The sequence below is a fragment of the Pseudomonas sp. Pseusp15 genome (genome assembly GCF_059492165.1).
Genome location: NZ_CP168523.1, coordinates 5,993,559 through 6,019,282, shown reverse-complemented (window position 1 = coordinate 6,019,282; position 25,724 = coordinate 5,993,559). Strand labels below are relative to the sequence as shown.

Here is a 25,724-nt window from a genome sequence, read left to right as displayed (position 1 = left end):
ACCTCAAGACAAGGGACACGCCATAGCCAACCCTACAAACACCAGATCTGGAACCACCCTGGCCCCAGGCGCAATCTCGGAGACCAGATCAGCATCTCCTCCTGTGAGGAATACAGCGAAATCCTCCCCCCAATAGCTGCGCGCCAAATCTAGCTGAGCCTGAACAAAGCCCCTCAACATCAGCACACAACCTCGCTCGACCGCCTCGACGGTAGTACGCCCAGGAACAAGACTCTCCAAAGCGCGCTCGGCAGCAAGGTCGCCATAGCGGATTCTACGGGTATGAGTACGCAACTGGTTACGCATTAAGGGCATTCCCGGACAGATGAAGCCTCCAAGATGCTCGCCATCCCTAGCGACAAAATCAGCAGTGACCGCGGTACCGAAGTCAAGCACCAGACAAGCACCTGAAGCCAGGTGAAATCCTCCGAGCATTGCAAGCCAGCGATCAAGTCCTAGCCGCTCGAACTCTTCATAGCCATTACGAACCCCGGACATTTCGCGAGCCGGTGTGGCACACACCACGGAAACGCCGAAAGCCTCTGTCAACGAAGAGATCAAGGCTCCGGTTTCTTCAGCGGTTCTGACACTCACTAACCGACAATGCTTGAGAGCGAGCCCCTTGAGCCCCTTCAAACTCTCAAGCAGCGCGAGATCCGAATCAACGACACCCTCACCAACCACCCGCCCGACATCCGCGCCGAGCACACGCCACTTGATGAAACTGTTTCCACAATCGAGCTCAAGTATCATCACGCAACCTCAGGCTGAGCTCACCACCACTAAAGACTTTTTCCACGCCATCCACCTTCAAGCGCAAGGCACCCTGACCATCGATACCCAACACCTCTCCATCTATCTGACTAGCTCCAGCAATCAACGACACGGCGCGCCCCTGCCATAGATGATTTTGCTCCCACTCCGCCCGGATAGCCGGAAATCCGTCGACCTGGTGGCGACTCAAGTAGGCCCGGAGCATCACCCCCAACTTCGCAACCAGGTGATTGCGATCAACCGCCTTACCCGACTCGAGCCGCATGGACGTCCACTGCTGGTCAACCTCATCAGTCATCTGCATGTTCACATTGATCCCGACACCGATCACTACGTGACACACATCTGCAGGATCGCCCACTAATTCGAGCAATATTCCAGCAATTTTTTTCTGACCAACCAGAACATCATTAGGCCACTTCAAACCCGCGCCTGAAATACCAAGCTCTCGCAAGGCCTGCAGTACGGCGAGCCCAACAACTAGACTCAAGCCTTCCAGTTGCCGCATCCCACCCTCAATGCGCAACACCAGGCTGTAATAGATGTTTTCTGCGAACGGACTCACCCACTTGCGTCCACGCCGTCCGCGACCGGCCGTTTGCCGCTCGGCAAGCACCAGAAATGGCGCGATCTGGCCACGCTCGATAGCGCGCAAAGCTTCAGCATTGGTAGAGTCAATTGAGTCGAGGACCAGGATGGGCCACTCACAGGAAGGCTCACGCGCGCATATCTCGACAGGATCAAGCAGCGTCAATGGCGCAGCCAGCTGATAGCCGCGACCGCGCACTTTATGAATGGATAAGCCGAGCTCAGCCTCCAAATGCTGAAGCTGCTTCCATACAGCGCTACGACTGACGCCCAAGGCGACGCCCAGGGCCTGGCCCGAATGGAATCGACCATCCTTAAGAAGCTTTAACAACGTCAGCATGCAAGTCTCGCCTCACAATGAGGCCCGCATGATAGCCATGCACCGAGCAGTTGCATAGAAACCCTAAACGTCAGTTTTCCTGCGGGCAAAACAAAACCCCTACCTGCATACGCAGATAGGGGTTTCGGAATTTAATCTTGACGATGACCTACTCTCACATGGGGAAACCCCACACTACCATCGGCGATGCATCGTTTCACTTCTGAGTTCGGGATGGGATCAGGTGGTTCCAATGCTCTATGGTCGTCAAGAAATTCGGGTACCGAACCGTCTTTCGACGCTTCAGCAAATTGGGTATGCGATAGTTTGTGCGGCTTTTGTGAATGGTTGCGAACTTTCGGTTCATTGCGTCTTCACACACCGCAATCTGGTGTCCTTTCGGATCAGCAAATTGCTTGGGTGTTATATGGTCAAGCCTCACGGGCAATTAGTATTGGTTAGCTCAACGCCTCACAGCGCTTACACACCCAACCTATCAACGTCGTAGTCTTCGACGGCCCTTCAGGGGACTCAAGGTCCCAGTGAGATCTCATCTTGAGGCTAGTTTCCCGCTTAGATGCTTTCAGCGGTTATCTATTCCGAACATAGCTACCCGGCAATGCCACTGGCGTGACAACCGGAACACCAGAGGTTCGTCCACTCCGGTCCTCTCGTACTAGGAGCAGCCCCTCTCAAATCTCAAACGTCCACGGCAGATAGGGACCGAACTGTCTCACGACGTTCTAAACCCAGCTCGCGTACCACTTTAAATGGCGAACAGCCATACCCTTGGGACCGGCTTCAGCCCCAGGATGTGATGAGCCGACATCGAGGTGCCAAACACCGCCGTCGATATGAACTCTTGGGCGGTATCAGCCTGTTATCCCCGGAGTACCTTTTATCCGTTGAGCGATGGCCCTTCCATACAGAACCACCGGATCACTAAGACCTACTTTCGTACCTGCTCGACGTGTCTGTCTCGCAGTCAAGCGCGCTTTTGCCTTTATACTCTACGACCGATTTCCGACCGGTCTGAGCGCACCTTCGTACTCCTCCGTTACTCTTTAGGAGGAGACCGCCCCAGTCAAACTACCCACCATACACTGTCCTCGATCCGGATAACGGACCTGAGTTAGAACCTCAAAGTTGCCAGGGTGGTATTTCAAGGATGGCTCCACGCGAACTGGCGTCCACGCTTCAAAGCCTCCCACCTATCCTACACAAGCAAATTCAAAGTCCAGTGCAAAGCTATAGTAAAGGTTCACGGGGTCTTTCCGTCTAGCCGCGGATACACTGCATCTTCACAGCGATTTCAATTTCACTGAGTCTCGGGTGGAGACAGCGCCGCCATCGTTACGCCATTCGTGCAGGTCGGAACTTACCCGACAAGGAATTTCGCTACCTTAGGACCGTTATAGTTACGGCCGCCGTTTACCGGGGCTTCGATCAAGAGCTTCGCGTTAGCTAACCCCATCAATTAACCTTCCGGCACCGGGCAGGCGTCACACCCTATACGTCCACTTTCGTGTTTGCAGAGTGCTGTGTTTTTAATAAACAGTCGCAGCGGCCTGGTATCTTCGACCGGCGTGGGCTTACGCAGTAAATGCTTCACCCTCACCGGCGCACCTTCTCCCGAAGTTACGGTGCCATTTTGCCTAGTTCCTTCACCCGAGTTCTCTCAAGCGCCTTGGTATTCTCTACCCAACCACCTGTGTCGGTTTGGGGTACGGTTCCTGGTTACCTGAAGCTTAGAAGCTTTTCTTGGAAGCATGGCATCAACCACTTCGTGTTCTAAAAGAACACTCGTCATCAGCTCTCGGCCTTAGAATCCCGGATTTACCTAAGATTCCAGCCTACCACCTTAAACTTGGACAACCAACGCCAAGCTGGCCTAGCCTTCTCCGTCCCTCCATCGCAATAACCAGAAGTACAGGAATATTAACCTGTTTTCCATCGACTACGCTTTTCAGCCTCGCCTTAGGGACCGACTAACCCTGCGTCGATTAACGTTGCGCAGGAAACCTTGGTCTTTCGGCGTGGGTGTTTTTCACACCCATTGTCGTTACTCATGTCAGCATTCGCACTTCTGATACCTCCAGCAAGCTTCTCAACTCACCTTCACAGGCTTACAGAACGCTCCTCTACCGCATCACCTAAGTGATACCCGTAGCTTCGGTGTATGGTTTGAGCCCCGTTACATCTTCCGCGCAGGCCGACTCGACTAGTGAGCTATTACGCTTTCTTTAAAGGGTGGCTGCTTCTAAGCCAACCTCCTAGCTGTCTAAGCCTTCCCACATCGTTTCCCACTTAACCATAACTTTGGGACCTTAGCTGACGGTCTGGGTTGTTTCCCTTTTCACGACGGACGTTAGCACCCGCCGTGTGTCTCCCATGCTCGGCACTTGTAGGTATTCGGAGTTTGCATCGGTTTGGTAAGTCGGGATGACCCCCTAGCCGAAACAGTGCTCTACCCCCTACAGTGATACATGAGGCGCTACCTAAATAGCTTTCGAGGAGAACCAGCTATCTCCGAGCTTGATTAGCCTTTCACTCCGATCCACAGGTCATCCGCTAACTTTTCAACGGTAGTCGGTTCGGTCCTCCAGTCAGTGTTACCTAACCTTCAACCTGCCCATGGATAGATCGCCCGGTTTCGGGTCTATTCCCAGCGACTAGACGCCCTATTAAGACTCGCTTTCGCTACGCCTCCCCTATTCGGTTAAGCTCGCCACTGAAAATAAGTCGCTGACCCATTATACAAAAGGTACGCAGTCACCCAACAAAGTGGGCTCCCACTGCTTGTACGCATACGGTTTCAGGATCTATTTCACTCCCCTCTCCGGGGTTCTTTTCGCCTTTCCCTCACGGTACTAGTTCACTATCGGTCAGTCAGTAGTATTTAGCCTTGGAGGATGGTCCCCCCATATTCAGACAAAGTTTCTCGTGCTCCGTCCTACTCGATTTCATTGACAAGAGATTTTCGCGTACAGGGCTATCACCCACTATGGCCGCACTTTCCAGAGCGTTCCGCTAATCTCAAATCAACTTAAGGGCTAGTCCCCGTTCGCTCGCCACTACTAAGGGAATCTCGGTTGATTTCTTTTCCTCAGGGTACTTAGATGTTTCAGTTCCCCTGGTTCGCCTCTTGCACCTATGTATTCAGTACAAGATAACCATCTTATGATGGCTGGGTTCCCCCATTCAGACATCTCCGGATCAAAGTCTGTTTGCCGACTCCCCGAAGCTTTTCGCAGGCTACCACGTCTTTCATCGCCTCTGACTGCCAAGGCATCCACCGTATGCGCTTCTTCACTTGACCATATAACCCCAAGCAATCTGGTTATACTGTGAAGACGACATTCGCCGAAAATTCGCATGCTCAATTAAGAGCAACTCACAAATTTTACCTTAGCCTGATCCGTTACCAGTGAAAGTAACGTTCAGTCTATCTTTCTATCACATACCCAAATTTTTAAAGAACGATCTAGCCAAAGACTAGAAATCAACATTCACCATCATCACGATGGAATGCTCATTTCTAAGCTTTCAACAACAGAAGCAGTAGTGGTGGAGCCAAACGGGATCGAACCGTTGACCTCCTGCGTGCAAGGCAGGCGCTCTCCCAGCTGAGCTATGGCCCCGTATTTCTACAGGTGTTCCCACACAAAATTGGTGGGTCTGGGCAGATTCGAACTGCCGACCTCACCCTTATCAGGGGTGCGCTCTAACCAACTGAGCTACAGACCCAATTTCGGGCTGCTTCGTATCGTCTTCTTCAATGAATCAAGCAATTCGTGTGGGAACTTATGGAGCAGCTGATGTCGTCGATTAAGGAGGTGATCCAGCCGCAGGTTCCCCTACGGCTACCTTGTTACGACTTCACCCCAGTCATGAATCACACCGTGGTAACCGTCCCCCCGAAGGTTAGACTAGCTACTTCTGGTGCAACCCACTCCCATGGTGTGACGGGCGGTGTGTACAAGGCCCGGGAACGTATTCACCGCGACATTCTGATTCGCGATTACTAGCGATTCCGACTTCACGCAGTCGAGTTGCAGACTGCGATCCGGACTACGATCGGTTTTATGGGATTAGCTCCACCTCGCGGCTTGGCAACCCTCTGTACCGACCATTGTAGCACGTGTGTAGCCCAGGCCGTAAGGGCCATGATGACTTGACGTCATCCCCACCTTCCTCCGGTTTGTCACCGGCAGTCTCCTTAGAGTGCCCACCATTACGTGCTGGTAACTAAGGACAAGGGTTGCGCTCGTTACGGGACTTAACCCAACATCTCACGACACGAGCTGACGACAGCCATGCAGCACCTGTCTCAATGTTCCCGAAGGCACCAATCCATCTCTGGAAAGTTCATTGGATGTCAAGGCCTGGTAAGGTTCTTCGCGTTGCTTCGAATTAAACCACATGCTCCACCGCTTGTGCGGGCCCCCGTCAATTCATTTGAGTTTTAACCTTGCGGCCGTACTCCCCAGGCGGTCAACTTAATGCGTTAGCTGCGCCACTAAGAGCTCAAGGCTCCCAACGGCTAGTTGACATCGTTTACGGCGTGGACTACCAGGGTATCTAATCCTGTTTGCTCCCCACGCTTTCGCACCTCAGTGTCAGTATCAGTCCAGGTGGTCGCCTTCGCCACTGGTGTTCCTTCCTATATCTACGCATTTCACCGCTACACAGGAAATTCCACCACCCTCTACCATACTCTAGCTCGACAGTTTTGAATGCAGTTCCCAGGTTGAGCCCGGGGATTTCACATCCAACTTAACGAACCACCTACGCGCGCTTTACGCCCAGTAATTCCGATTAACGCTTGCACCCTCTGTATTACCGCGGCTGCTGGCACAGAGTTAGCCGGTGCTTATTCTGTCGGTAACGTCAAAACAATTACGTATTAGGTAACTGCCCTTCCTCCCAACTTAAAGTGCTTTACAATCCGAAGACCTTCTTCACACACGCGGCATGGCTGGATCAGGCTTTCGCCCATTGTCCAATATTCCCCACTGCTGCCTCCCGTAGGAGTCTGGACCGTGTCTCAGTTCCAGTGTGACTGATCATCCTCTCAGACCAGTTACGGATCGTCGCCTTGGTGAGCCATTACCTCACCAACTAGCTAATCCGACCTAGGCTCATCTGATAGCGCAAGGCCCGAAGGTCCCCTGCTTTCTCCCGTAGGACGTATGCGGTATTAGCGTTCGTTTCCGAACGTTATCCCCCACTACCAGGCAGATTCCTAGGCATTACTCACCCGTCCGCCGCTCGCCACCAGGTACAAGTACCCGTGCTGCCGCTCGACTTGCATGTGTTAGGCCTGCCGCCAGCGTTCAATCTGAGCCATGATCAAACTCTTCAGTTCAAACATCTTTGGGTTTTTAAGAAACCCTAAACTTGGCTCAGCAATCGTTGGTTACATCTTTGATTTCTCGCGGAGTAACTTGTGATGCTGATAATCTTGTTGACTATCAGTCTGACTCCACAAGCACCCACACGAATTGCTTGATTCAGTTGTTAAAGAGCGGTTGGTTAAGATCTTTCGTCTCAACCGAGGCGCGCATTCTACAGCAGCCTCTGTTGCTGTCAAGCGGTTATTTTCAGAAGTTTTCAAAGTTTCCTTTGCAACTTCAACCACTTGCGCTTCCGATCTCTCGTTAGCGGGAGGCGAATTCTACAGCGTTAGTCGCTGCTGTCAACACCTCTTTTTCTCCGCTTTCGACCGAGAAGATCGAACCGTCAATAAGGCGACAACATCATGCCCTACCAACTCCTTCTGGCTTCGATGAACTGAAGCGTAACCGCTGTCGAAAGCTGCGTAACTCGTTGTTTACCAAGGAGTTTTCCGTTTCGACTGCGCCGGAAGTGGGGCGAATTATAGACGTCCAGGATCTGCCGTCAACCCCTGATTTCAGCTTTATTCGGATTTGAGCGTAATACGCGCAAATGCCTTCTTCCCCGCCTGGCAAACGTGGGTCGCGCCCAGCGCGTATATAAAGGTGCGATCGACAACCTCACCATCTATACGCACACCACCAGAACTCAGAAGGTCACGCGCCACGGCGGAGTTCTTCACCAAGCCCGCCTTATTAAGGACAGCAGCGATCGGCATGTCTTCGGTAGCGGTCAATTCGATCTCTGGCAAATCATCCGGCAGCTCGCCATCTTTCATACGGTTGCCTGCTGCACGGTGAGCATTGGCCGCAGCCTCCTCACCATGGAAACGCGCAACGATCTCTTCGGCCAACTTGATCTTGATGTCACGCGGATTCGCACCCGCCTCGACGTCAGCCCGCAAAGCATCGATCTCTTCCATGGAGCGGAAGCTGAGCAATTCGAAGTAGCGCCACATCAGCACATCAGGAATAGAGACCAACTTGCCGTACATGACACCCGGCGCCTCCTGGATACCGACATAGTTGCCCAACGACTTGGACATCTTCTTCACGCCATCCAGCCCTTCGAGCAACGGCATAGTCAGAATGCATTGAGCCTCCTGACCATAACCACGCTGCAGTTCACGCCCCATCAGCAGGTTGAACTTCTGATCGGTACCGCCCAGCTCGACGTCCGCGCGCAAAGCGACCGAGTCGTAACCCTGAACCAGCGGATAGAGGAATTCGTGAATGGCGATTGGCTGATTGGTCGTGTAGCGCTTGTCGAAGTCATCGCGCTCGAGCATGCGTGCCACGGTGTATTGCGAAGTCAGACGTATGAAGTCAGCAGGCCCCATCTGATCCATCCAGGTGGAGTTGAACGCCACTTCGGTTTTGGCCGGATCAAGAATCTTGAAGACCTGAGTCTTGTAGGTCTCGGCATTCTCGAGAACCTGTTCACGAGTGAGCGGTGGACGTGTCGCGCTCTTGCCACTCGGATCACCGATCATCCCGGTGAAGTCACCGATAAGGAAGATCACCTGATGGCCCAGATCCTGGAACTGGCGCAGCTTATTAATAAGCACGGTGTGACCCAGGTGCAAATCCGGCGCGGTCGGATCGAAGCCTGCCTTAATACGTAGCGGCTGGCCACGTTTGAGCTTTTCGATCAGCTCGGACTCGACCAACAGTTCTTCTGCACCACGTTTGATCAGCGCTAGCTGCTCTTCAACCGACTTCATAACAGACCTGCAAGACTCGAATTCAAAGGGGACCAACCATACAAGATCGGGCGTCAAATACAAGTTTTGCCCGGCGCACGGACGCCAATCCACGGACAGAGCATCCGCAGGCTTGCTTCAGAGATGATTTGGTTATATTTTATACAGTTATTTCGTCTTCATCATGTCATTCATCTTTTCCAATTCATTTTTTCAAAGTCAAAATTACTTATGACCAAAGAATCGTCTAAAGCGCCACCGCTTTACCCGAAGACCCACCTGCTCGCAGCAAGCGGTATCGCCGCCCTTCTGAGCCTGGCGCTTCTGGTATTTCCTTCCAGTGATGTTGAAGCCAAAAAGACGACCCTGAGTCTTGAACTGGAAAGCCCTGTAGAACAACTGACACAAGATCAAGACGCCGCCGACGTCGTCCAAGCCACAAATGAGCCGGCAGCCTCCCCTTTCGCGCAGATCGAAAACAGCGCCGAAAACACTCAGGAAGCCGCCCAGGCCGCCCCCGCGCCAGTCGTCGAAGAAAAGAAGGCGCCAGGCCACAGGGAAGTGATCGTTGCCAAAGGCGACACTCTCTCGACCTTGTTTGAGAAAGTCGGCCTTCCGGCCACTTCGGTGCATGAAGTGCTGGCCAGCGACAAGCAGGCCAAGCAGTTCAGCCAGCTCAAACATGGCCAGAAGCTCGAGTTCGAACTCGGCCCGAACGGCCAACTGACCAATTTGCACAGCAAAGTCAGCGACACGGAAAGCATCAGCCTGACCAAGAACGGCAAGGGTTATACATTCAACCGCATTACCGCCAAGCCCACTGTTCGCACCGCCTACGTACATGGCGTGATCAACAGTTCGCTGTCGCAATCCGCAGCCCGTGCCGGTTTGTCCCATAGCCTGACCATGGATATGGCCAGCGTGTTTGGCTATGACGTCGACTTCGCCCAGGATATTCGCCAGGGTGACGAGTTCGATGTGATCTATGAACAGAAAGTCGTCAACGGTAAAGCCGTCGGTAACGGCCCGATTCTTTCCGCACGCTTCACCAACCGTGGCAAGACTTACACCGCTGTGCGCTACACCAACAAACAAGGCAACAGCAGCTACTACACGGCTGACGGCAACAGCATGCGCAAGGCGTTCATCCGTACTCCGGTAGACTTCGCCCGCATCAGCTCGAAATTCTCCATGGGCCGCAAGCACCCGATCCTGAACAAGATCCGCGCCCACAAGGGTGTCGATTACGCAGCACCGCGCGGCACACCGATCAAGGCTGCCGGCGACGGCCAGGTATTGTTGGCCGGTCGCCGGGGCGGTTACGGCAATACCGTGATTATCCAGCACGGCAGTACTTACCGTACGCTGTACGGCCACATGCAGGGCTTCGCCAAAGGCATCAAGACTGGCGGCAGCGTCAAGCAAGGTCAGGTGATCGGCTACATCGGCACCACCGGCCTCTCCACCGGCCCGCACCTGCACTACGAGTTCCAGGTCAATGGCGTGCACGTCGATCCACTGGGTCAGAAGGTAGCGATGGCCGATCCGATCTCCAAAGCTGAACGCTCACGCTTCCTTGCGCAAAGCCAACCGCTGATGGCGCGTATGGACCAAGAGAAAGCCACCCTGTTGGCTTCGAGCAAACGCTAAGCCATGGCGCTCTATATAGGTGTGATGTCCGGGACCAGCCTTGATGGCCTGGACATTGCGCTGATCGAGCAAGCCCCGGCGATCAAGCTGATCGCCACGCATTACATCCCCATGCCCGAATCCCTGCGCGCCGAGCTGCTAGGCTTGTGCGCCAGCGGTCCGGACGAGATTGCCCGCTCCGCCATTGCCCAGCAAAACTGGGTGAAGCTGGCCGCACAGGGCATTCACACCCTCCTCGACCAACAAAACCTCAAGCCCGACGACATTCGCGCGATTGGCAGCCACGGCCAGACCATTCGCCACGAACCGGCACGCGGGTTCACGGTGCAGATCGGCAACCCTGCGCTGCTCACCGAGCTGACCGGCATCACCGTGGTCAGCGATTTCCGCAGCCGCGACGTAGCCGCTGGCGGACAAGGCGCCCCATTGGTTCCGGCCTTTCACGAAGCCTTGTTTGAACAGCAGCCCGGTAACCGCGCGGTGCTGAACGTCGGCGGGTTCAGTAACCTCAGCCTGATCGAACCCGGCAAGCCTGTCGCGGGTTTTGACTGCGGCCCGGGGAATGTCCTGCTGGATGCCTGGATTCACCGGCAACGCGGCGACAACTTCGATCGCGATGGCCAATGGGCCGCCAGCGGCAAGGTTGAACCGGCTCTGTTGAATGAGCTGCTCAGTGATCCGTTCTTTGTAACTCAAGGCCCGAAGAGCACTGGCCGCGAAGTGTTCAATCTGCCATGGCTGATGCAGCATCTGTCACAACTGCCAACCTTCGCAGCCGAAAACGTACAGGCCACACTGCTTGAGCTGACCGCCCTGACCATCGTCGAGTCATTGCAAAGCGCTCAATCGGATACCCGGGAGCTGCTGGTCTGCGGCGGTGGCGCACACAACGCCACGTTGATGAAACGGTTGGCCAGCCTGTTGCCGAACGCGAAAGTCAGCAGCACTGCCGCTTATGGTGTAGACCCGGACTGGGTTGAAGCCATGGCCTTTGCCTGGCTGGCTCATTGCTGCCTGGAAGGTATCGCGACCAACCGCCCAAGCGTCACCGGCGCCCGTGGCCTGCGCATTCTCGGCGCCATCTACCCCGCCTGAACCTTAACTCCAGACAGCAAAACGCCGCAGAGTCCTGAGACCCTGCGGCGCTTGTTGATGCGGTGAGTTGCGATCAGATCGAGAACGAAGAGCCGCAGCCACACGTGGTGGTCGCGTTCGGGTTCTTGATCACGAAACGCGAACCTTCCAGACCTTCCTGATAATCCACCTCGGCACCTGCCAGGTACTGGAAGCTCATCGGATCGACCACCAGGCTGACGCCTTCGCGTTCGACAATGGTGTCGTCATCGGCCACTTCTTCATCGAAGGTGAAGCCGTACTGAAACCCTGAACAACCGCCGCCCGTAACGAATACGCGCAGCTTCAAGCGATCATTCCCCTCTTCATCGACCAGGCTCTTCACCTTGTGCGCAGCACCGTGGGTGAATTGCAAAGCCGTGGGGGTGAAGGATTCGACGCTCATGCTGACTATCTCCCGGCGTTACGCCGCCATAATGCGTGATGACGCGCATTATCCGCTTCTCCCAGAAAATCGGTCAACTATTGTTACGGTATATCAATCAATCCAATTGTCAGACCAGAATGCAAAAAGGCCCGTTCAACGGGCCTTTTTGCATTGCGGGATAAAGCCTTACGGCAGCATGCCCGCATGGGAAAGACCCAGGCGCTCATCCAGACCGAAGAGGATATTCAGGTTCTGCACAGCCTGACCCGACGCGCCTTTGACCAGATTGTCGATGACCGACAACACCACCACCAGATCACCATCCTGCGGACGATGCACGGCGATACGGCAAACGTTGGCACCACGCACGCTGCGGGTTTCCGGATGGCTGCCGGCTGGCATTACGTCGACGAACGGTTCGTTGGCATAACGCTTTTCGAACAGAGCCTGCAGATCCACCGAGCGGTCCACGACAGTCGCGTAGAGCGTCGAGTGAATACCGCGAATCATCGGCGTCAGGTGCGGAACGAAGGTCAGGCCGACCTCCTTGCCCGCTGCACGACGCAGACCCTGGCGGATTTCCGGCAAGTGACGGTGACCTTTTACGGCGTAGGCCTTCATGCTTTCCGACGTCTCGGAGTACAGCGAACCTACCGAAGCGCCACGACCGGCACCACTGACACCGGATTTGCAGTCAGCGATCAAACGCGTGGTATCGGCCAGACCGGCTTCAAGCAATGGCAGGAAACCCAATTGCGTGGCGGTCGGGTAGCAACCCGGTACAGCAATCAGGCGTGCCTGCTTGATCTGCTCGCGATTGACTTCCGGCAAGCCGTAGACCGCTTCCTCCAACAGTTCCGGCGCACCGTGCGGCTGGCCATACCACTTGGCCCACTCATCGGCGTCCTGCAGACGGAAGTCTGCCGACAGGTCGATGACTTTGGTCCCGGCAGCCAGCAACTCACCCGCCAGGGCATGGGCGACACCGTGCGGCGTGGCGAAGAACACCACGTCGCAAGCCCCGAGGGTCTTGATATCCGGAACGCTGAACGCCAGGCCGTCGTAATGGCCTCGCAGGTTCGGGTACATGTCGGCCACGGCCAGGCCGGCCTCGGATCGGGAAGTGATCACCACCACTTCTGCCTGCGGATGCTGTGCCAACAGACGCAGCAGTTCGACACCGGTGTAACCCGTGCCGCCGACGATACCGACCTTGACCATAAACCTGCCCTCAACGAACCCACTGGAAAGCCGTCGATAATAGGGGCCGCGCGGCCCTGCGACAACCGTCAAGGTGACGTGCGGCGGCTCATGTGTCCCGTCTCGGGCATACGTTCAAGTTTTGGCGAGTGGATTTTGTTGCCAGACAAGGCGCCGCGACGAGTCATAGCCCGCTATGGCGAGGAGCGGCAACGCAGTATGGCGACAAAAGACACCGTCAAAATTGAACAGTTATGTCCGAGACGGGACACTTTCTCTACTATTCGGGCTACCGTGAACCTGGGAATAACCAAAAATGCTTTATCTGTGGCTCAAAGCGCTTCACATCATCAGCATGGTCTGCTGGTTTGCCGGCCTGTTTTACCTGCCGCGCCTGTTCGTCTATCACGCGCAAAGCGAAGACACCGTCAGCAAGGAACGCTTCAGCATCATGGAGCGCAAGCTGTACCGAGGCATCATGGGGCCAGCGATGATCGCCACCCTGGTGTTCGGCATTTGGCTAATCAGCCTCAACCCGAGCGCCTATTTCGGCCAGGGCGCGTGGATGCACGCCAAGCTGACCCTGGTGGTGATCCTGATCGGCTACCACCACATGTGCGGCGCACAGGTAAAACGTTTTGCCCGTGGCGAAAACACCCGCAGCCATGTCTTTTATCGCTGGTTCAATGAAGTGCCGGTTCTGATATTGCTGGCTATCGTAATTCTGGTCGTCGTCCGGCCGTTTTAAATCCAACAGACACGCTCACCCGGGGTACTTCCAATGTCGCTGCCCGCTCTGCTCGAACAACGCTTGCGACTGCCGGTGGTGGCGGCACCGATGTTCCTGATCTCCAACCCTGAGCTGGTGCTCGCCTGCTGCCGTAATGGCGTGGTGGGCAGCTTCCCTGCGCTGAACCAGCGTGAGAGCAGTGGGTTCAAGGCCTGGCTGGAAGAAATCGAAGCAGGGTTGGCGACACTGGAAAACCCCGCGCCTTACGCGGTGAACCTGATCGTCCACCACAGCAATCCGCGATTGCAGGCGGACCTGGCGATCTGCATCGAACACAAAGTACCGATCGTGATCACCAGCCTCGGCGCCGTGAAGGAAGTGGTCGATGCCGTGCACAGCTACGGTGGCCTGGTGTTTCACGACGTGACGACCCGTCGCCACGCAGAAAAAGCCGCCGAAGCCGGTGTCGACGGTTTGATTGCCGTTGCCGCGGGGGCCGGTGGTCACGCCGGGACCTGGAGCCCGTTTTCGCTGATCGCCGAGATTCGCCAGTTTTTCGACAAGACCCTGCTGCTGGCTGGCTGCCTGAACCATGGCCACGAGATTCTTGCCGCGCAATTGCTCGGTGCGGATCTGGCCTACTTCGGTACGCGATTTATCGGCACCACCGAAAGTCATGCGCCTGACGCCTACAAGGAGATGCTCCTGACTGCCAGAGCCGCGGACATCATCCATACTCCAGCGGTGTCTGGGGTTCCGGCAAGCTTCATGCGTCAGAGCCTGGAGGCCGCCGGTTTCGACATGGCGGCGCTGCAAAGCAAGGGCGAGGTGGACTTCGGCTCCAAGCTCAAGCCGTTGAACGATGAAGCCAAAGCCTGGAAAACCGTGTGGTCTGCGGGCCAGGGTGTCGGGGAGATCGAGGATCTGCCGAGTGTCGATCAACTGGTCGAACGTCTCGGCACCGAATACCGCAAGGCGCTGGAACTGGCGGCAGCACTGCCCAAGCGCTGGCCGCGCTGACAGGAAAGTTTGGCCAGCCCAACCCGGCCGGCCTTAAACTCCCTCTTGTTACACTTTCCATTACAACTCTCGCGACAAGGATGCCTCGGCCATGAGCGAAAACCGTTTCAAGATCGTCTTCGATGGTGCTTTGCTGCCCGGTGTTGATGCCACCACCGCCAAGCTCAATCTCGCCGAGCTGTTCAAAAGCGATGTCGCAGCCATCGAACGCCTGTTCAGTGGCCGGACGGTTGCGCTCAAACGCGAACTGTCACACGCCGACGCGCAAACTTATCTTCAGGCGCTGACGAAAACCGGCATCGATGCCCGAATCGAAGCCGAACCCTCGATCGAGCTGAACCTGTCCGACGTTCACGTCAGCCCACCGCCATCGGCAGAGCCCGATTCCCCCTACGCTCCGCCACGCGCCACGGTCGGCGAAGCGCTGCCGGAGTTCGCCACACTCAAGGCATTCAGTTTCAGTGGCCGCATCGGCCGACTGCGCTTTCTGGCCTGGACAATGGCTCTGACGCTGGTGACGTTGGGCATTGGCTCGGTGCTGGCCATTTTCGGCTTCGGCCTCATCAGCACCAACTCGACTGCCGGCCTGATTGTCGCGGGTCTGCTGGCCGTTATTCTGATCGTGATACTCGCGTTCATCAGCATTCAGTTCAGTGTGCAGCGCCTGCACGATATCGGCTGGTCTGGATGGCTCTGGCTGTTGAACCTTGTGCCGTTCGTGGGGGGCGCTTTCCCGTTCGTGATAATGATCGTGCCGGGTAACAACACTGCCAATCGATATGGCGCACCGCCGCCGCCCAACAGCAATGCAGTCAGGGTACTGGCTTCATTGTGGCTGGTGTTTATTGCGATCATGTTCGTTGGCGGGCTGACCGGAGGTCTCACGGCAATTCAGGATGAGTACGAAAGCGCCACTGATAGCGCCTATCAAAGCAGCTCCGTGACCACCGATGAAGTCGAAGCTGCGCCCGTCGAAGTCGACTCGGCAGCAGATTCAACCGACGATGCAGCCGAAGCGGCCCAGCCCCCTGTAGACTCTGCAAAAGAATGAACAGCGCTCCCCGCCCGTGACACCTGCGTCGCTGGCGCGGAGCTGTTGCGATGGAGAACTGCATGACCCGTTACGCTCTGATCACTGGCGCTTCCAGCGGCATCGGCCTGGCAATGGCCGAAGCGCTGGCCCGGCGCGGCCGCAGCCTGCTATTGGTGGCCCGACAGCGTGATCAGCTGGAAAGTATTGCGATTGAACTGACTCAACGTTTTGGCGTGGAAGTGTTGTTTCGTGCCTGTGACCTGGGAGAACCGTTGCGCCTGTCCGGATTTCTGCTGGAGCTGGAGGAAGGTGAGCGGCAAATCGATCTGCTGGTCAACTGCGCCGGCATCGGTACCTGTGGCCCATTCCTGGCCCAGGACTGGATGACTGAGCAGGATCTGATCGAAGTGAACATCCTGGCCCTCACTCGCCTGTGTCATGCCATCGGTAACAGCATGGCCTTGCAGGGCGGCGGGCAGATTCTGAACGTCGCCTCGGTTGCGGCGTTCCATCCCGGCCCCTGGATGAGCACTTATTACGCCAGCAAGGCTTATGTGCTGAATTTTTCCGAAGGCTTGCGCGTCGAACTGAAAAAATGCGCGGTCAAGGTGTCGGTGCTCTGCCCCGGCCCGACCCGCACGGCGTTTTTTCGCACCGCGCAACTGAACACCGACAAGCTGGGCGAGAGCAAATTGCTGATGAGCCCAGAGGAAGTCGCACTCTACACCGTGCGCGCCCTGGAGAAAAATCGCGCCATTATCATCCCCGGTCGCCTGAATCGCTGGTTCGCCTTCTTGCCACGGCTCGGCTCGCGCTGGCTGACCCGGACAATCGCGGGCATGGTCAATAAGGCGTACTGCCCGCGCTGACCAGCCTTCAAGGTAAAAAACTGGGCTCAGGCAGGGCCCATGCGTACACTCAAGCCAGCCAAACAACGGAGAAAACAGCTGTGGATACTCTGTTCACCAAGATCATCAACCGGGAAATCCCGGCGAAGATCATTTACGAGGACGACCAGGTACTGGCCTTCCACGACATCGCCCCACAGGCCCCCGTGCATTTCCTGGTGGTCCCGAAGAAACCGGTGCGCACCCTTAACGATCTCACCGAGGACGATAAGGCTCTGGCCGGGCATATTCTGTTCACCGCGCAGCGTCTGGCTCTGGAACTGGGCTGTGAAGAAGGTTTCCGGGTGGTCATGAACTGCAATGAATTGGGCGGGCAGACCGTTTATCACATTCATATGCACGTGCTGGGTCAGCGCCAGATGCACTGGCCTCCGGGCTAATTGCAAGCAGTACCGGTTTATGTGGCGAGGGCGCTTGCTCCCTCGCCACAGATGACCCAGCGCAAACCCTCCCCGGCCGATTGGGTTAAACTGGCCGCCGAGATTCTTCCCGGAGGTCAGCATGACTACCCAACGTCACTACTCGCCAATTGACCGTCTTCTGCTGCAAGCCGATGCCGCAATGCGTACTTTGCTGCCCTTCAGCGGTCAGCCCTACCGTCCGTCGCCTGCCATCGTGCAGCCGGATGCGCAAATGAACGACGAGGACACCCGGCACGTCGCCGGTTTGATGCGCATCAACCATACCGGCGAAGTCTGTGCCCAGGCGCTGTATCAAGGTCAAGCCCTGACCGCCAAGTTGCCGCAAGTGCGCGCTGCCATGGAACATGCCGCCGAAGAAGAAATCGATCATCTGGTCTGGTGCGAACAGCGCATCCACCAGTTGGGCAGCCACACCAGCATTCTCAATCCGCTGTTCTACGGAATGTCGTTCGGGATTGGCGCGGTGGCCGGGTTGATCAGCGACAAAGTCAGCCTGGGTTTCGTTGCCGCCACCGAGCATCAGGTTTGCAAACACCTGAACGAACACCTTGAACAACTGCCCGCCGAGGACGAAAAATCCCGGGCGATCCTTGAGCAGATGCGCATTGATGAAGAACATCACGCCGAAAGTGCGCTGGATGCTGGAGGGTTCCGTTTTCCTGCGCCGGTGAAGTTCGGGATGAGTCTGCTGGCCAAGGTGATGACCAAGAGCACTTATCGGATCTGACGGTTGCGTTGTTTGATCGGGACTCTTCGCGGACAACAGCAATGAAAAAGGCGACTACCTTGCGGTAGTCGCCTTTTTTTGTACTCGGAACTCTCAGCTCGGCATGTTGCGCGCGTAGAAGATTTCAAGCATTTCGTGTTTTACACGCTCAGTCACCTGGGCACGCTGCTCAGAGGACAGGTTGCTGGTGGCGTCGCCGAACAGGTAGTTATCCAGTTCGAAGTTCTTCAACAGCATTTTGGTGTGGAACAGGTTTTCCTGGTACACGTTCACGTCGGTCATCTGGTACGCGTCGCGGGTGTCTTCGGAGAGATAGTTCTGGATCGAGTTGATCTCGTGGTCGATGAAGTGTTTCTTGCCTTCAACGTCACGGGTGAAGCCGCGCACGCGGTAATCCACAGTCACGATATCCGAATCAAACTGGTGAATCAGAAAGTTGAGCGCCTTGAGCGGTGAAATGACGCCACAGGTCGACACGTCGATGTCCACACGGAACGTCGCGATACCGTCCACCGGATGGATTTCCGGGTAGGTGTGCACCGTGATGTGGCTCTTGTCGAGGTGGGCCAGGATGATTTCGGGCAACGGGCCCGGAGACTCTTCAATCTGACTGTCGGTGGGGGTTACCGGCTCTTCAGAGATCAGAATCGTGACGCTGGCGCCCTGGGGTTCATAGTCCTGACTGGCGATGTTCAGGATATTGGCACCAATGATATCGACAACTTCTGTGAGGATCTGCGTCAGGCGCTTGGCGTTGTACTCTTTATTGATGTACTCGACGTAAGCCTGCTGGTCTTGCGGGGTTTCCGCGTAGCAGATGTCATAGATGTTGAAGCTCAAGGTCTTTGTCAGGTTATTGAACCCGTGGAGCTTGAGTTTGCTTTTCACCGTTAAAAACTCTCTATGTATTGCGGGCTGGCCGCGTGATCAAGCATGCCCGTCAGATGCGAACGACGCACCTGCGTAGGACGGTTAACACCTCTTCGCGATGGCGATTTTGGTTGTCTGTTCAGGCAAGCGACCTGTCGGGTGACCGATCACTGCCCTGAAAAAAGTGGCGCATTATGCAGACGTCAGCTATGGATCACCAGAGTCTGCACCGCTTTTATGATAGTTGAATGTCGATTCAACCGAGCTCGATAATCTCGTAGTCGTGGGTAATCGCCACGCCAGCCGCGCCGAGCATGATCGAGGCCGAGCAGTACTTCTCGGCCGACAGCTCGATGGCGCGCTTGACCTGGGCTTCTTTCAGCCCGCGGCCCTTGACCACGAAGTGCATGTGGATCTTGGTAAACACCTTCGGATCTTCGGTCGCACGCTCGGCTTCGAGGAAGGCTTCGCAGCTTTCGACGGCCTGACGCGACTTCTTGAGGATGCTGACCACATCGAAATTGCTGCAACCGCCAACACCCAGCAGGAGCATTTCCATCGGCCGGACACCCAGGTTGCGACCGCCGGCATCGGGCGGACCGTCCATGACCACGACATGACCGCTGCCGGATTCACCGAGGAACATGGCTTCGCCTGCCCATTGGATGCGTGCCTTCATCGCCAAGACTCCACTGTATAAAAAAGGGTCGCCAGCTTAGCACAGGGCCCTTGATTGGCAGCGCTTCGCCTTCCTAGGACATAACCGTATGGGTCGTAGGTAAATTCTCGAATCTTGATGGAATGTGTCTGTTAAGCTGACGCCAATTCACTGGCGCTTAGCCAGCTTTGTAGCGAACAAAAAACCCAGGCTTCACCAGCCCCCTACAAAAAACAAACACACCGTGCAGTCTTTTCGGGATACAACCATGGTTGCTATTACCCCCATATCCAAAATCAAGAACCTCGACAAACTGTTGATGCACTGCCAGCGCCGTCGCTATGCCGCCAAGAGCAACATCATTTGTGCCGGCGACCGCTCGGACACGTTGTTCTTCATCATCAAGGGTTCGGTGACCATCCTGATCGAGGATGACGACGGCCGTGAAATGATCATTGCCTACCTTAACTCCGGCGACTTCTTCGGTGAACTGGGTCTGTTCGAGCAAGCAGGACTGGAACAGGAGCGCAGCGCCTGGGTTCGCGCCAAAGTCGAATGCGAAGTCGCGGAAATCAGCTACGCGAAATTCCGCGAGTTGTCTCAACAGGATCCAGACATTCTTTACGTGCTCAGCGGACAAATCGCACAACGCCTGCGCAATACCACGCGCAAGGTCGGCGACCTTGCATTCTTCGACGTGACCGGCCGCGTGGCGCGCTGCCTGCTGGAGCTGTGCAAGCAGCCAGACGCCATGACCCACCCGGATGGCATGCAGATCAAGGTGACCCGCCAGGAGATCGGCCGGATTGTCGGTTGTTCCCGTGAGATGGTCGGCCGCGTGCTCAAGGATCTGGAAGAACGCAACCTGGTCGACGTCAAAGGCAAGACCATGGTGGTCTTCGGTACGCGCTAGGCTCTGAAAACCGAAGCCTGGAATACTTAAGCCCTGAGCACTTCTGCCAGTATTTGGCGATACAACGCATCGAGCCGTTCCAGTGCATCAGGAGCGGCAAATTTTTCATGCAGGGCAATGTGGCTTTCTGCGCGAACCCGCTGTTCCAGACCGCAGGCTTCGTTGAAACGATTGACCGCCGCGACCATTGACTCTCGCTCGTTATCGATCAGCATCGCCCCGTGCACCAGCCCGACCGGACGCTGACCGCCCTTGCTCTGCCGCCAGCGCTGAGCGGTACCGACCATCTTGCGACCATCGAGGTTGACGTTGAAACGGCCATCGCAGAACGCGCCTTCAATTTCGCCCAGGGACGACACACCGCCCAACTCGTCAAGCAGCTGGCAAATCGGGTCACAGAGTCGGCGATAGGCGGTTTCGATCCGGTTCTGGTCGCCCTCGCTACGCGGTGGCGCGTAGACCAGCGCGATGTTGAGGGTCGATGCCGATTGCGGCACCGGCTCGCCGCCGGTTTCGCGCAGCAGTACCGGCCAACCGGCAGCGGCTGATATCTCGCACGCTGCCTCGAAACCCGGCAAGCGATTCAAGCGGCGCGGCATGACCAATGCCTGGTCTGTGGGTTGCCAGAACAGCAAGCCGAACTCCGAATCACCGGTGCACACATGGGCCAACAGGTCCTGTTCGGCGAGCAGGCCGGCTTCGATGGTCAGAGAGGTTGGCTGGGACATGGACGACTCCGTAAGACATGAAGTCTTTGGGGGGCTTGATGACCTACTCGCGGGCAAACCCGCTCCCAGAGGGGATCGGGTTGCCTGCGAAAATGTGTTCAGTCGAGCGTAGAGCCGCTCACTGGAACACCGCGCTCAGGAAAGAACAGGCGCTGCAGTTCAGTACCCGGGCTTTCGGCGCGCATGAACGCTTCGCCGACCAGGAACGCATACACGTCGCTGATTTCCATCAGCTCGACATCGGCGCGGTTAAGAATGCCACTCTCGGTGACCACCAGACGATTACGCGGAATACGCGGCAACAAGTCGAGGGTGGTTTCCAGGCTGACCTCGAAGGTGTGCAGGTTGCGGTTGTTCACGCCCACCAGCGGCGTGTCGAGGGTTTTCAAGGCCCGCTCCAGCTCGTCGCCATCGTGGACTTCCACCAGCACATCGAGGCCGACACTTTTGGCCACGGCCGCCAGCTCGGCCATTTTCACGTCATCCAGTGCGGAGACGATCAACAGCACGCAATCAGCGCCCAGGGCGCGGGACTCGATGATCTGGTACGGATCGATCATGAAGTCTTTGCGGATCACCGGCAGCTTGCACGCCGCCCGGGCTTGTTGCAGATACGCATCCGCACCCTGGAAGTAGTCGATGTCGGTGAGCACCGACAGGCAAGTAGCCCCGCCCTTCTCGTAACTCCTGGCAATGTCCGCAGGCACGAAGTTCTCGCGAATCACGCCCTTGCTTGGCGAAGCTTTCTTGATTTCAGCAATCACCGCTGGCTGTTTCTTCTTGGCCTGATCGATCAATGCCTTGGCGAAACCACGGGGTGCATCGGCCGCCTTGGCCAGGTTTTCCAGCTCTGCCAGGCTCACACGAGCGCTACGCTCGGCGACTTCCTGGACTTTGCGGGCCAGAATTTTTTCCAGAACCGTCGGTACACTCATCCCTCATTCTCCACTTTGAATACCGCGGTAAATGCACCCAACTCCTCAAGTTTTTCCCGAGCGAGGCCTGTGTGCAGCGCATCGTGCGCCAGGGCAACGCCTTCTTTCAAACTGCTGGCATGGTCGGCGGCGTACAGCGCGGCGCCGGCATTGAGCACGATCATCTCGGCGGCTTTCTGACCGTTCTCGGTCTTGCGCTTGCCCAAGGCATCGCGAATCAGTTCCAGGGAAGCCGCCGGGCTTTCCACCGACAGACCGTGCAGGCTCTGGCTCTTCATCCCCAGATCTTCGGGCTCGACCCAATACTCGGTGATCTGGTCATTCTTCAACTCCGCGACAAAGGTCGGGGCCGCCAGGCTGAACTCGTCCAGGCCATCCTTGGAGTGCACCACCAGCACGTGCTTACTGCCCAAGCGCTGCAAGACTTCGGCCAATGGCCGGCACAACGCCTGACTGAATACACCCACCACCTGATGTTTCACGCCGGCCGGATTCGTAAGCGGGCCGAGCATGTTGAACAAGGTGCGCAAGCCCAGCTCGCGGCGCGGGCCGGCGGCGTGCTTCATGGCGCTGTGATGGGTCTGGGCAAACATGAAACCGATGCCAACGTTGTCGATGCAGCGTGCAACCTGAACTGGGGTCAGGTTCAGGTAGATACCCGCTGCTTCCAGCAAATCGGCGCTGCCGCTTTTGCCCGACACCGCACGGTTACCGTGCTTGGCCACGGTGCAACCAGCCGCTGCGACCACGAATGAGGAAGCAGTCGAGACGTTGAAGATATTGGCCCCGTCGCCGCCGGTGCCGACCACATCGACCACGCCGTCGAGGGTGTTGAGTTCGACCTTGTCCGCCAACTCGCGCATCGCCGTCACGGCGCCGACGATCTCGTCGATGCTTTCGCTCTTCATGCGCATGGCCATCATGAACGCACCAATCTGTGCGTCCGTGCATTGCCCGGTCATGATTTCGCGCATGACATCACGCATTTCATCGGTACTGAGGTCGAGGTGGCCGACGATACGGCTCAGGGCTGTCTTGATATCCATGGAAAGTCCTTAGCGCGTGCCGCCAGTTTGTTTGAGGAAGTTGGCGAACAGCTCGTGCCCCTGTTCGGTGAGGATAGACTCGGGGTGGAATTGCACACCCTCGATGTTCAGCGTCTTGTGACGCAGGCCCATGATCTCATCCACCGAGCCGTCTTCGAGCTGGGTCCAGGCAGTCAGCTCCAGGCAATCGGGCAGGGTTTCGCGCTTGACGATCAGCGAATGGTAGCGGGTGACCGTCAACGGGCGATTCAGACCTTCGAATACGCCCTTGTCCTCGTGAAATACCGGGCTGGTCTTTCCGTGCATGACCTGACGGGCACGGACCACATCGCCGCCAAACGCCTGGCCGATGGATTGGTGACCCAGGCAAACGCCGAGAATCGGCAGCTTGCCGGCGAAGTATTTGATCGCTTCGATGGAAATACCGGCTTCGGTCGGGGTGCAAGGACCGGGAGACACGACGATGCGCTCAGGCTTGAGGGCTTCGATTTCGGCAATGGTGAGTTCATCGTTGCGCACGACTTTGACCTCGGAGCCTAGCTCGCCGAGGTATTGCACAACGTTGTAAGTAAAAGAGTCGTAGTTATCGATCATCAGCAACATGGCGTTAAGAACCTCTTGAATTCACTGACTTTTAATACGGCCTTCGAATGATTTACCCGCAGTGCGCTGCGCTTTGACGGGTGCTGGAGTGGCGCCAGCAAAGCGGCATTTCGTACAGGTAAAGAAGGCAAAGCGGTACAGGTCCGGCCAGGCCGGCAGAAAAGATTCAGGCGCGCCAACGCCAACGGGCGTGTGCCTTGATGACTTGATCCAGGAGTTTGCTGACGATCAACACGGGAAAGGTCTCATTCATACGTCTGGGCACAGTAACGTAGCTGGGCAGAGCGTGCAATATGGCCGGAGCGACAGCTCGCGAAACAATCGAAGGGTTAGCGACAGATGGCAAAAAGCTGGAAGTTTTTTGGCGGTGTCGAGAGCGGCCGAAGCACAAGATCAAAAGATTAAAAGGGGAATGACAGGCATAAAAAAACGCGGCGCCCTCGCAGGCACCGCGTTTTCTATGTGGATCAGTTTTCCGGGGTTTGTTCGGCCAGGGCCACGGCGCGGAACATCGCGCGACGCTTGTTCAGGGTTTCTTCCCATTCCAGCGCCGGTACCGAGTCGGCGACGATGCCGCCACCGGCCTGCACATGCAGTTCACCGTTCTTGATCACGGCGGTGCGAATCGCAATCGCGGTGTCCATGTTGCCGTTCCAGGCGAAGTAACCGACCGCGCCGCCATAGACGCCCCGCTTGACCGGTTCCAGCTCGTCGATGATTTCCATCGCGCGAATCTTCGGTGCGCCGGACAAGGTGCCGGCCGGCAGGATCGCCCGCAGTGCGTCCATCGCTGTCAGCCCGGCCTTCAATTGGCCGGTGACGTTAGACACGATGTGCATCACGTTGGAATAACGCTCGATGACCATCTTCTCGGTGAGCTTCACCGAGCCGATTTCCGAGACGCGCCCAGTATCGTTGCGGCCCAGATCGATCAGCATCAAGTGCTCGGCGATTTCCTTGTCATCCGACAGCAGGTCTTTTTCCAGCGCCAGGTCCGCCTCTTCGTTGGCCCCGCGTGGGCGAGTGCCGGCAATCGGGCGCACGGTGATCAGGTTGTCTTCGACCCGCACCAGCACTTCCGGCGAACTGCCGACGACGTGGAAGTCGCCGAAGTTGAAGAAGTACATATACGGCGTCGGGTTGAAGCAACGCAGCGCCCGGTAAAGATCGATAGGCGCAGCCTTGAAGTCGATCGACATGCGCTGGGACGGCACGACCTGCATGCAGTCACCGGCCAGGATGTATTCCTTGATGGTGTCGACGGCTTTCTCGTAATCGTCCTGGGTGAAACTCGAACGAAACACTGGATCGGCCGATTGCTGCTTGCTGAAGTCCAGGCCACGGCGCGGTGTGATCGGCTGACGGAGTTGTTCCAGCAGCGCTTGCAGACGCGCCTGACCTTGTTCGAAGGCATCTTCCTGCGACGGATCGGCCAGGACAATCGCGTGCATCTTGCCGGCGAGGTTGTCGAACACCACCACCGCATCGGACACCATCAGCAGAATGTCCGGCACGCCCAGCGGATCCGGGTTCGGGCATTTGCCCAGACGCTTCTCCACATAACGCACGCAGTCGTAACCGAAGTAACCGACCAGACCGCCGTTGAAGCGCGGCAGACCGGCAATGGTCGGCACGTTATAGCGCGCCTTGAAGGCTTCGACGAAGGCCAGTGGGTCTTCAACGTCGTGGCTTTCGATCTCGACACCGTCGTGGGTCACGCTGACGTGGTGATCGTGAACCCGCAATACGGTGCGGCACGGCAGGCCGATGATCGAGTAGCGGCCCCACTTCTCGCCGCCCTGCACCGACTCCAGCAGATAGGAGTTCGGCTCGTCGGCCAGTTTCAGGTAGATCGACAGCGGCGTGTCGAAGTCGGCCAGGGTTTCGCAGGCAAGCGGGATGCGGTTGTAGCCGGCAGCGGCCAAACGCAGGAATTCTTCGCGGATCATGAGGTGCCTCGTGGCTTGAGGGTCTAACGGTCAGGTATGCAAACGCGCCGG

The 25,724-nt window shown here is 56.7% G+C and carries 21 protein-coding genes, 2 tRNA genes and 3 rRNA genes; 9 read left to right on the top strand and 17 right to left on the bottom strand.

All coding sequences use genetic code 11. The features are described 5' to 3' along the window. Nucleotides 1-3: 3 nt before the first annotated feature. The 8 genes from ACEN8R_RS27160 to tyrS form a co-directional block, all read right to left on the bottom strand. On the bottom strand, nucleotides 4-753 hold the full coding sequence (locus ACEN8R_RS27160; protein WP_018925650.1) for a pantothenate kinase: 750 nt from the start codon (nucleotides 751-753) through the stop codon (nucleotides 4-6). After that, nucleotides 743-1,702, bottom strand: a complete 960-nt coding sequence (gene birA / locus ACEN8R_RS27155; RefSeq protein WP_018925649.1) for a bifunctional biotin--[acetyl-CoA-carboxylase] ligase/biotin operon repressor BirA — start codon at nucleotides 1,700-1,702, stop codon at nucleotides 743-745. The genes ACEN8R_RS27160 and birA overlap by 11 nt, the downstream gene beginning before the upstream one ends. A gap of 135 nt (nucleotides 1,703-1,837) precedes the next feature. Then, nucleotides 1,838-1,953: ribosomal RNA gene (gene rrf / locus ACEN8R_RS27150) — 5S ribosomal RNA — on the bottom strand. A 155-nt stretch (nucleotides 1,954-2,108) separates the two neighbouring features. Next, nucleotides 2,109-5,000: ribosomal RNA gene (locus ACEN8R_RS27145) — 23S ribosomal RNA — on the bottom strand. Nucleotides 5,001-5,246: 246 nt separating this feature from the next. Then, a tRNA-Ala gene (locus ACEN8R_RS27140) sits at nucleotides 5,247-5,322 on the bottom strand. A gap of 29 nt (nucleotides 5,323-5,351) precedes the next feature. Continuing rightward, a tRNA-Ile gene (locus ACEN8R_RS27135) sits at nucleotides 5,352-5,428 on the bottom strand. Nucleotides 5,429-5,510: 82 nt separating this feature from the next. After that, nucleotides 5,511-7,049: ribosomal RNA gene (locus ACEN8R_RS27130) — 16S ribosomal RNA — on the bottom strand. The 16S, 23S and 5S rRNA genes sit together here with 2 tRNA genes alongside, the layout of an rRNA operon. 552 nt (nucleotides 7,050-7,601) lie before the next feature. After that, complete coding sequence (gene tyrS / locus ACEN8R_RS27125; RefSeq protein WP_018928883.1) at nucleotides 7,602-8,801, bottom strand: tyrosine--tRNA ligase; 1,200 nt, start codon at nucleotides 8,799-8,801, stop codon at nucleotides 7,602-7,604. Nucleotides 8,802-9,011: 210 nt separating this feature from the next. Between tyrS and ACEN8R_RS27120 the strand changes: the two genes are divergently transcribed. Further along, nucleotides 9,012-10,430 carry a peptidoglycan DD-metalloendopeptidase family protein gene (locus ACEN8R_RS27120; protein ID WP_018928882.1) on the top strand — a complete coding sequence of 473 codons (1,419 nt, stop codon included), beginning with the start codon at nucleotides 9,012-9,014 and terminating at the stop codon, nucleotides 10,428-10,430. A gap of 3 nt (nucleotides 10,431-10,433) precedes the next feature. After that, nucleotides 10,434-11,525 carry an anhydro-N-acetylmuramic acid kinase gene (locus ACEN8R_RS27115; RefSeq protein ID WP_026286625.1) on the top strand — a complete coding sequence of 364 codons (1,092 nt, stop codon included), beginning with the start codon at nucleotides 10,434-10,436 and terminating at the stop codon, nucleotides 11,523-11,525. A 73-nt stretch (nucleotides 11,526-11,598) separates the two neighbouring features. On the opposite strand, the gene erpA is transcribed toward ACEN8R_RS27115, so the two are convergent. Continuing rightward, on the bottom strand, nucleotides 11,599-11,949 hold the full coding sequence (gene erpA / locus ACEN8R_RS27110; RefSeq protein ID WP_007906865.1) for an iron-sulfur cluster insertion protein ErpA: 351 nt from the start codon (nucleotides 11,947-11,949) through the stop codon (nucleotides 11,599-11,601). Nucleotides 11,950-12,117: 168 nt separating this feature from the next. Continuing rightward, a complete protein-coding gene (gene argC / locus ACEN8R_RS27105) occupies nucleotides 12,118-13,152 on the bottom strand; it encodes an N-acetyl-gamma-glutamyl-phosphate reductase (protein ID WP_018928880.1) in 1,035 nt (344 codons plus the stop codon). Between the two features lie 295 nt (nucleotides 13,153-13,447). On the opposite strand from argC, the gene hemJ reads away from it, so the two are divergent. The 6 genes from hemJ (at nucleotide 13,448) to coq7 (ending at nucleotide 17,971) form a co-directional block, all read left to right on the top strand. Beyond that, complete coding sequence (gene hemJ, locus ACEN8R_RS27100; protein WP_018928879.1) at nucleotides 13,448-13,879, top strand: protoporphyrinogen oxidase HemJ; 432 nt, start codon at nucleotides 13,448-13,450, stop codon at nucleotides 13,877-13,879. A gap of 33 nt (nucleotides 13,880-13,912) precedes the next feature. Then, nucleotides 13,913-14,881, top strand: coding sequence for an NAD(P)H-dependent flavin oxidoreductase (locus tag ACEN8R_RS27095; RefSeq protein ID WP_018928878.1), 969 nt, complete (start codon nucleotides 13,913-13,915; stop codon nucleotides 14,879-14,881). 91 nt (nucleotides 14,882-14,972) lie between these two features. Continuing rightward, nucleotides 14,973-15,932, top strand: a complete 960-nt coding sequence (locus ACEN8R_RS27090; protein ID WP_018928877.1) for a DUF805 domain-containing protein — start codon at nucleotides 14,973-14,975, stop codon at nucleotides 15,930-15,932. A gap of 62 nt (nucleotides 15,933-15,994) precedes the next feature. Further along, nucleotides 15,995-16,783 carry an SDR family NAD(P)-dependent oxidoreductase gene (locus ACEN8R_RS27085; protein ID WP_018928876.1) on the top strand — a complete coding sequence of 263 codons (789 nt, stop codon included), beginning with the start codon at nucleotides 15,995-15,997 and terminating at the stop codon, nucleotides 16,781-16,783. Nucleotides 16,784-16,863: 80 nt separating this feature from the next. Then, nucleotides 16,864-17,202 (top strand): histidine triad nucleotide-binding protein, encoded by a 339-nt coding sequence (locus tag ACEN8R_RS27080; protein ID WP_007906873.1) that lies wholly within the window; start codon nucleotides 16,864-16,866, stop codon nucleotides 17,200-17,202. 121 nt (nucleotides 17,203-17,323) lie between these two features. Then, entirely contained in the window at nucleotides 17,324-17,971 is a 648-nt protein-coding gene (coq7, locus tag ACEN8R_RS27075; protein WP_018928875.1) for a 2-polyprenyl-3-methyl-6-methoxy-1,4-benzoquinone monooxygenase, read from the top strand. 93 nt (nucleotides 17,972-18,064) lie between these two features. Here the strand turns inward: coq7 and speD are convergent, their stop codons facing one another. After that, nucleotides 18,065-18,859 (bottom strand): adenosylmethionine decarboxylase, encoded by a 795-nt coding sequence (gene speD / locus ACEN8R_RS27070; protein WP_018928874.1) that lies wholly within the window; start codon nucleotides 18,857-18,859, stop codon nucleotides 18,065-18,067. Between the two features lie 238 nt (nucleotides 18,860-19,097). Further along, entirely contained in the window at nucleotides 19,098-19,520 is a 423-nt protein-coding gene (locus ACEN8R_RS27065; protein WP_007941657.1) for an OsmC family protein, read from the bottom strand. 247 nt (nucleotides 19,521-19,767) lie between these two features. Here ACEN8R_RS27065 and crp point away from each other — a divergent pair, with 247 nt between their 5' ends. Continuing rightward, nucleotides 19,768-20,412: a cAMP-activated global transcriptional regulator CRP gene (gene crp, locus ACEN8R_RS27060; protein WP_018928873.1), complete on the top strand. Its 645-nt coding sequence runs from the start codon at nucleotides 19,768-19,770 to the stop codon at nucleotides 20,410-20,412. 26 nt (nucleotides 20,413-20,438) lie between these two features. Here crp and ACEN8R_RS27055 read toward each other — a convergent pair whose 3' ends face one another. From ACEN8R_RS27055 to trpE, 5 genes are all read right to left on the bottom strand, one after another. Further along, a complete protein-coding gene (locus ACEN8R_RS27055; RefSeq protein ID WP_018928872.1) occupies nucleotides 20,439-21,140 on the bottom strand; it encodes a lipoate--protein ligase family protein in 702 nt (233 codons plus the stop codon). A 98-nt stretch (nucleotides 21,141-21,238) separates the two neighbouring features. Then, nucleotides 21,239-22,075: an indole-3-glycerol phosphate synthase TrpC gene (trpC, locus tag ACEN8R_RS27050; RefSeq protein WP_018928871.1), complete on the bottom strand. Its 837-nt coding sequence runs from the start codon at nucleotides 22,073-22,075 to the stop codon at nucleotides 21,239-21,241. Beyond that, nucleotides 22,072-23,121, bottom strand: coding sequence for an anthranilate phosphoribosyltransferase (trpD, locus tag ACEN8R_RS27045; RefSeq protein ID WP_018928870.1), 1,050 nt, complete (start codon nucleotides 23,119-23,121; stop codon nucleotides 22,072-22,074). The genes trpC and trpD overlap by 4 nt, the downstream gene beginning before the upstream one ends. A gap of 9 nt (nucleotides 23,122-23,130) precedes the next feature. Further along, complete coding sequence (locus ACEN8R_RS27040) at nucleotides 23,131-23,724, bottom strand: aminodeoxychorismate/anthranilate synthase component II (RefSeq protein WP_018928869.1); 594 nt, start codon at nucleotides 23,722-23,724, stop codon at nucleotides 23,131-23,133. Between the two features lie 467 nt (nucleotides 23,725-24,191). Then, on the bottom strand, nucleotides 24,192-25,673 hold the full coding sequence (trpE, locus tag ACEN8R_RS27035; RefSeq protein WP_018928867.1) for an anthranilate synthase component I: 1,482 nt from the start codon (nucleotides 25,671-25,673) through the stop codon (nucleotides 24,192-24,194). Nucleotides 25,674-25,724: the final 51 nt, after the last annotated feature.

Coding starts and splice junctions, on each gene's coding strand:
- ACEN8R_RS27065 (WP_007941657.1), bottom strand. CDS start 19,520: ATGAAGGCACGCATCCAATGGGCAGGCGAAGCCATGTTCCTCGGTGAA.
- argC (WP_018928880.1), bottom strand. CDS start 13,152: ATGGTCAAGGTCGGTATCGTCGGCGGCACGGGTTACACCGGTGTCGAA.
- ACEN8R_RS27040 (WP_018928869.1), bottom strand. CDS start 23,724: ATGTTGCTGATGATCGATAACTACGACTCTTTTACTTACAACGTTGTG.
- ACEN8R_RS27085 (WP_018928876.1), top strand. CDS start 15,995: ATGACCCGTTACGCTCTGATCACTGGCGCTTCCAGCGGCATCGGCCTG.
- trpC (WP_018928871.1), bottom strand. CDS start 22,075: ATGAGTGTACCGACGGTTCTGGAAAAAATTCTGGCCCGCAAAGTCCAG.
- ACEN8R_RS27055 (WP_018928872.1), bottom strand. CDS start 21,140: ATGTCCCAGCCAACCTCTCTGACCATCGAAGCCGGCCTGCTCGCCGAA.
- trpE (WP_018928867.1), bottom strand. CDS start 25,673: ATGATCCGCGAAGAATTCCTGCGTTTGGCCGCTGCCGGCTACAACCGC.
- trpD (WP_018928870.1), bottom strand. CDS start 23,121: ATGGATATCAAGACAGCCCTGAGCCGTATCGTCGGCCACCTCGACCTC.
- ACEN8R_RS27160 (WP_018925650.1), bottom strand. CDS start 753: ATGATACTTGAGCTCGATTGTGGAAACAGTTTCATCAAGTGGCGTGTG.
- birA (WP_018925649.1), bottom strand. CDS start 1,702: ATGCTGACGTTGTTAAAGCTTCTTAAGGATGGTCGATTCCATTCGGGC.
- tyrS (WP_018928883.1), bottom strand. CDS start 8,801: ATGAAGTCGGTTGAAGAGCAGCTAGCGCTGATCAAACGTGGTGCAGAA.
- ACEN8R_RS27115 (WP_026286625.1), top strand. CDS start 10,434: ATGGCGCTCTATATAGGTGTGATGTCCGGGACCAGCCTTGATGGCCTG.
- ACEN8R_RS27090 (WP_018928877.1), top strand. CDS start 14,973: ATGAGCGAAAACCGTTTCAAGATCGTCTTCGATGGTGCTTTGCTGCCC.
- erpA (WP_007906865.1), bottom strand. CDS start 11,949: ATGAGCGTCGAATCCTTCACCCCCACGGCTTTGCAATTCACCCACGGT.
- hemJ (WP_018928879.1), top strand. CDS start 13,448: ATGCTTTATCTGTGGCTCAAAGCGCTTCACATCATCAGCATGGTCTGC.
- crp (WP_018928873.1), top strand. CDS start 19,768: ATGGTTGCTATTACCCCCATATCCAAAATCAAGAACCTCGACAAACTG.
- ACEN8R_RS27095 (WP_018928878.1), top strand. CDS start 13,913: ATGTCGCTGCCCGCTCTGCTCGAACAACGCTTGCGACTGCCGGTGGTG.
- coq7 (WP_018928875.1), top strand. CDS start 17,324: ATGACTACCCAACGTCACTACTCGCCAATTGACCGTCTTCTGCTGCAA.
- ACEN8R_RS27120 (WP_018928882.1), top strand. CDS start 9,012: ATGACCAAAGAATCGTCTAAAGCGCCACCGCTTTACCCGAAGACCCAC.